At 44.5% G+C, this 5,502-nt stretch carries 4 protein-coding genes; all 4 read left to right on the top strand.

The window, feature by feature from the left end:
* Positions 1-402 precede the first annotated feature (402 nt).
* The 4 genes from ACGG90_RS15230 (at position 403) to ACGG90_RS15215 (ending at position 5,317) form a co-directional block, all read left to right on the top strand.
* Positions 403-1,260, top strand: coding sequence for a DNA methyltransferase (locus ACGG90_RS15230; RefSeq protein WP_390410688.1), 858 nt, complete (start codon positions 403-405; stop codon positions 1,258-1,260).
* 2 nt (positions 1,261-1,262) lie between these two features.
* The gene (locus ACGG90_RS15225; RefSeq protein ID WP_032960883.1) at positions 1,263-4,031 is read left to right on the top strand and encodes a DEAD/DEAH box helicase family protein; all 2,769 of its coding nucleotides are present in this window, start codon (positions 1,263-1,265) and stop codon (positions 4,029-4,031) included.
* 63 nt (positions 4,032-4,094) lie between these two features.
* Positions 4,095-4,754: a hypothetical protein gene (locus ACGG90_RS15220; protein WP_050512717.1), complete on the top strand. Its 660-nt coding sequence runs from the start codon at positions 4,095-4,097 to the stop codon at positions 4,752-4,754.
* 191 nt (positions 4,755-4,945) lie between these two features.
* Positions 4,946-5,317, top strand: coding sequence for a DUF1304 domain-containing protein (locus tag ACGG90_RS15215; RefSeq protein WP_032960879.1), 372 nt, complete (start codon positions 4,946-4,948; stop codon positions 5,315-5,317).
* Positions 5,318-5,502: the final 185 nt, after the last annotated feature.

The following is a 5,502-nucleotide window of genomic DNA, read 5'->3' as shown; positions in this document are numbered from 1 at the left end:
CAGAATCGTCGTTGGTCTGGTAACTTGAGGCACTGATTGGCAAGTTGCCTAAAGTTGATACGATGAAGAAACTCTTGGAACAAAACGAGCCCGGCGTCATTTGAAAGTTGACCGCCGTCGGCGGTCATAGTCACATTGGTATTGCATTGCAGGGATAAGCTGGTTAAAGTTGAGATGGTGTGAAGCCTCGCTTTCGTGATGGTTTTCATCGACTCAACCTTAGCATATAGGCGCACCCAATGGGTGAAACACCAAAGCAGCGCAGTCCCGTGTGAATCATGGGATTGCGCTGCTTTTTTGAAATTCTATGAATAATCCAGGTTTAATTCTGATAACCGTCCTAATCTGTGTTATCCAATATACGTAAATTTGCGTTCCAAAGATAAAGATGGATTCTATCAAGTGTCTGGAGTGCGTGACGCGCAATTTACCGAACCGGTACTTCCTAAAAAATCTCAAGGCATTCAAACTGTCTGGCGTTGGGGAAAGCCCAAATTAGAAGAGAATGCAGGTAAGAACGTAGTCGCTAGGCCAATGCGAGACGGCGGTTGGTCAATTCAAGAAAAATATCGCAAAAATACGGTCATGGCTCGGTCAGTGTGGTGGGACAAGGAAGTCAATTCTGAGCGTGGAACATTGCACTTAAAAGAGTTATTAGGATCAAAAGCATTTGCGTTCCCAAAGCCAGAAGGAACACTTAAGCGAATTGTTGAAATTGCTACGAATCCTGGAGATTTAGTTCTTGATTTCTTTATGGGATCAGCAACCACTCAAGCCGTTGCAATGAAGATGAATCGTCGTTTCATTGGTATTGAGCAGATGGATTATATCAACACAGTTTCGGTTCCACGTCTCCAAAAGGTGATTGCTGGCGAACAAGGCGGTATTTCCAAAGACGTTGACTGGCAGGGTGGCGGTTCCTTCGTGTACGCCGAACTATTCCCTAAGAACATGGGTTATCTTCAAGATATTATCGCGTCTAGTTCAATGGATGAACTTCAATCAGTTTATGACCGAATGCTGACGGGTGTTGAAGGCTCAATGGCACCAGCGGATATCTCATTCCGTGCTGATCTTAGCAAGATTGAATGGGATCGATCCAAGGTGAAGCCTGATGATCAGAAACGGCTGCTGGTGAAGTTATTGGACAAGAACGGCTTGTACTATAACTACTCTGAAATTGACGATGCAGATGTTCGGGAATTCTTGTCAGATGAGGACTATCAGTTTAACAAGAGCTTTTACGGGGATGGAGAGTAGCGATGGTTAAAGCTAAGAAATCATCAGCGCAGGTATTACATTTTCCATTGGTTGAGCAGGCTGAACAAGCGGAGTCCAGTCTGTTTCATCATGCTTGGGAAATGCCAAGGTATATTAGTAGCAACCTAATTCACACGCTACGTCCGTATCAGGAGCAAGCGTTAAGCAACTACAACTATACGCAAACGCAGATTAAGCCTAGTCCGCAGCATGTTCTGTTTAACATGGCCACTGGTTCGGGGAAGACCGATCTGATGGCAGCGTTAATCTTGTATCTATACCAGAGTGAGGGCTATCAAAACTTCCTATTTACTGTCAACACGAACTCAGTGCTGATGAAGACGATGGATAACCTCATTAACTCCGACAGTGAGAAGTACATGTTTACCAGCGATATTGAAATCAACGGTGAGCATATCGCCATTCAACAGGTTAATCGCTACCCGCGGATTCAGCAGGCTAATACGATCTACATCAAGCTGGCAACGGTGCAAACTGTCTCCAGTGATCTGTTTACCCTGAAAGAAAACACGATGGGCTTAGCGGACTATGAACGCGCACCGGTGGCGGTGTTAGCTGATGAAGCCCACCATTATTCGGCAAGCACGAAGTCGGAGCAAGAAGCAGAACATACGTGGGAATCGGCGATTAACAAGATCTTGACAGCCCGAGATTGCATCGCGGACGATGGCGAGGCAACCAAGAAGAACTTATTGCTTGAATTCACGGCCACGGTTGATTTTGATAAGGACACCATTTACAACAAGTATCGTGATAAGGTGGTTTATCGCTACCCACTGAGTCGATTCATGCGGGATGGATACTCTAAAGAAGTGAAGCGGATTGAAACTTCAGCTAGTGATGATGACAAGATGCTTAATGTGGTATTGCTATCACAGTTCCGTAAGTATCGCGCCAAGATGGAGCATGTTTCGAGCACCTTCAAGCCGATCGTCATGTTCAAGTCGGCTAAGGTTGCGGTCTCTAAGAAGGCCAATGATCGGTTCAACGAGATAATCGCTGGTCTGAACGCCAAAGACCTGCAGACGTTCATTGAACGCCAACAGCTGCTGGACAGTAACGATAATGCCGTTCTTGAACTGGCATATCGCTATTACATGCAAAATGAAGCTGACCTTGCCAAGATTGTTAGCGAAATTAAGCATGACTTCAATCCTAAGAATGTCCTGAACGCCAACGATGCCAGCGGCAACATGTTGGAAAAAGGCCAATACCAAGCGCTCAATACGTTGGAGAGTCCCAATAACTTCTATCGGGTTGTGTTTGCGGTGGCCAAGCTCACTGAAGGCTGGGATGTCCTCAACTTGTATGATATTGTGCGGATTAGCGAAGAGGCCAAGGCCAATAAGGGTGCTACGATGGTTGAAGCACAACTGATTGGCCGTGGCGCACGATACTATCCGTTTGAACTTGACGGCAAGAAGAGCTACCAGCGGCGCTTTGATAATGATCCATCCAATCGGCAACTGATTTTGGAGACATTGCACTACCATACGATGAATGAACCGCAGTATCTGAAGCAGTTAGTCGGTTCACTGAAGCAGATGGACTTACCCACGGGTAAGGACACCAAGAACCCGTTGGAAGAAATCAAGGTGAAGTCGGCGTTCAAGAAGACTGACGCCTATCGCCACGGGAAAATCTATTACAATGAATCGGTTGATGTTCCAGAGACTTATTTTGATTCGATTCAGAAGTACGGGATTGACCACAAGCCGGATATTCAGCGTAACCTCAACTATGGCTCACGCGAGGTGAATTACCAAGCGTATTCAGATGCAGTTGAGACCAAGACCATCAGTGTTCCTCGCTTTGATGATCGCTATGTTAAGAAGGCCATTCAGAAGCTGGAATTTTACCGCTTCGATAACCTGAAGCAGTACGTTCCATGTATTCGGTCGATGAGTGAATTCATCTACGGTGAGCAGTGGCTGAATGCGCGGAATTTGAAGTTGTTCCTGACGGTACCAGTGGAATATCGCGAGCGTAATCTAACCCCTGATGAAATCTTAGCGGTGATCGTGGCGCTGCTGAAGGAATATCAAGTTAAGATTCAGACTGGCTTTGTCAAGAAGCGCGGGACGAACAAGTTTATCGGCTATCCCATTAAAGACTATCTGGGCGACTACAAGAAGCGTGTTCCCGAATATGATACGCAAACGCAATATGAGAAGACCCAAGATATCAAGATCTATGAGATGGATGCAGATGCTTTCTACATCTACGATAAGGCGATTGTGAACCGCTTGGAGTATGAACTGATTGAACGCATTAAAGGCCATGTGCTGGAGTTACAGGCGAAGTACCACAAGGCTGTGTATCTATTCCGCATGGATGAAACCATGCACCGTGAGTCGGCAAAGAGTGAAGCACTGAAGCTGCATCAGTACCAGCAGAACCCTGAGCGTGGTGTCCACTTGACCGGATATCAGCCTGACTTCATTCTCTTCCTTGAAGATACGGATGATTTCTATTTCCAGATTTTCATTGAACCTAAGGGCATGAGCGGCGAACGGTTTGAAGGTGAGCTGTGGAAAGAAGAGCTGCTGCTGTACATGACGAATCATCAAGCCGAGATGGAGTTCGCTGATGCGGCAAACAACGTCCATATTAGCGGCCTGAAATTCTATACGGCTGGCGATGGTCGTGGGACGATGGAACAGCTGGCAGCGATAGTGGGCGGTGCACAGCCGCAAGAATATTCCTTGTTAAGCCACGTTGCCGAAGATGATACGCATAAGTATAGATAAGAATCATTATAGAGTTCGTCTAAGGATGAATAAACGTAAGAATATAAAAGTAGGTGTTAATGTATGGCATCGATGACCCGAAAAGATGTTTTTTTACAAAATATTAAGCTTAATAACACTGACTTGCGAGATTTAATCGTGCAAAGTGAATTTTATCTCAAGCCGACAGGAAATTTTGCGTATCACGATGATGGTGGTAATCACCCGTGGAATCAAGAGGGCTTGTGCGTAACTATTGGTGCAAATGAACCAGTGATACATGAATGGCAAAAGCTTTCAAGATCTCGAGGGCTGAAGATATTATTTACCGATGCACTTGATTCTGAAGGCGGTTATGATGTTACTTCTATAAAGTTCAATGTTACAGCTTCGAGTGAACCAATTGAGATGGGAAACCGCCTTCTTGAGTCGATTAATCAAATTTCTACGCGAGACGCTTCTTTTACGTCGAGGGGTGCCGATGAGAAGCTTGAGTTACTTAATAATACAATTGAAAATATCTTAAAGCAGGATGGCAAGTTTGTATCAATTGATAATGCATATTTTATGGGATTACTGACGGATGAGCAGATTAAATCATTTCGACAACAGACTCAATGCTTTCGTCATGCATCCGATCAAGCTTTGCGTGAACGAGTAAAGCTTGACGAAAAGCAAAAGCAGTTTTTGGTTAACTTTGGAGTTCTTATTGTTGTTACCCTTTCGGAGAACAGGTTTAAATAAAGTTAACCGTCAGACAGTGCACGATACTATCTTCCTCTGTCATGAACTTCATGCCAGTCATGAGGTTGCGCTGTATTTTTTCGTGTTTAAGAATAATCCAGGATAAATGTTCCCCCGCTCCGAAGTCTGTTATACTATGCTTTATCGTATAAATTTTCAATTTTAATGAATTTCTTTAGGGGGAATAGGTAATGCTATTTGTAAAGGATATGTTCGTGCTACTAGTCGCCGCTGAGGCATTGCTGATAATGCTTCTCGAGATGTTTGGCACCCAAACAAAAATGGCCCGTAAGGCTTTTGACTTGTCAAAAGGATATCTTGCCACCAAAGAAGCCAAATCATCGATGGCAAACCAAGGACTATATAATGGATTCATCGGTGTAGGCTTGTTATATGCTCGATATGGGCTCAGTGGTGGTGCCTCCTACCACGTTCAGATTTTATTCGTGGGTTTTGTCGTGCTTGCTGCCGCTTTTGGATCACTGACAGCTAACAAGAAAATCATATTTACACAGGGTAGTCCAGCAATCGTAGCGCTTTTTCTGCTTATATTTGTACACTGATGTGCTCCTCATAGTAAGATAAACTTTGGCTCCTAAAGAAACGGTAAGAATCGTTAGATAGTGGCTGGTGAATAATTTGTCCAAGTTATCTGTAACAGCTCCTTAACCCGTTATCGTTGTATAATAGATGCATAGGAATTCCCGGTATTCCGTCAATCCCCATGCACTTTACACAACCCTATCGG

This window comes from Lacticaseibacillus jixiensis, from assembly GCF_042847315.1.
Taxonomy (GTDB): Bacteria; Bacillota; Bacilli; order Lactobacillales; family Lactobacillaceae; genus Lacticaseibacillus; species Lacticaseibacillus jixiensis.
Note: the sequence above shows the minus strand (reverse complement) of the source record. Positions and strands in the feature narration are given on the sequence as shown.

Coding starts and splice junctions, on each gene's coding strand:
- ACGG90_RS15225 (WP_032960883.1), top strand. CDS start 1,263: ATGGTTAAAGCTAAGAAATCATCAGCGCAGGTATTACATTTTCCATTG.
- ACGG90_RS15220 (WP_050512717.1), top strand. CDS start 4,095: ATGGCATCGATGACCCGAAAAGATGTTTTTTTACAAAATATTAAGCTT.
- ACGG90_RS15215 (WP_032960879.1), top strand. CDS start 4,946: ATGCTATTTGTAAAGGATATGTTCGTGCTACTAGTCGCCGCTGAGGCA.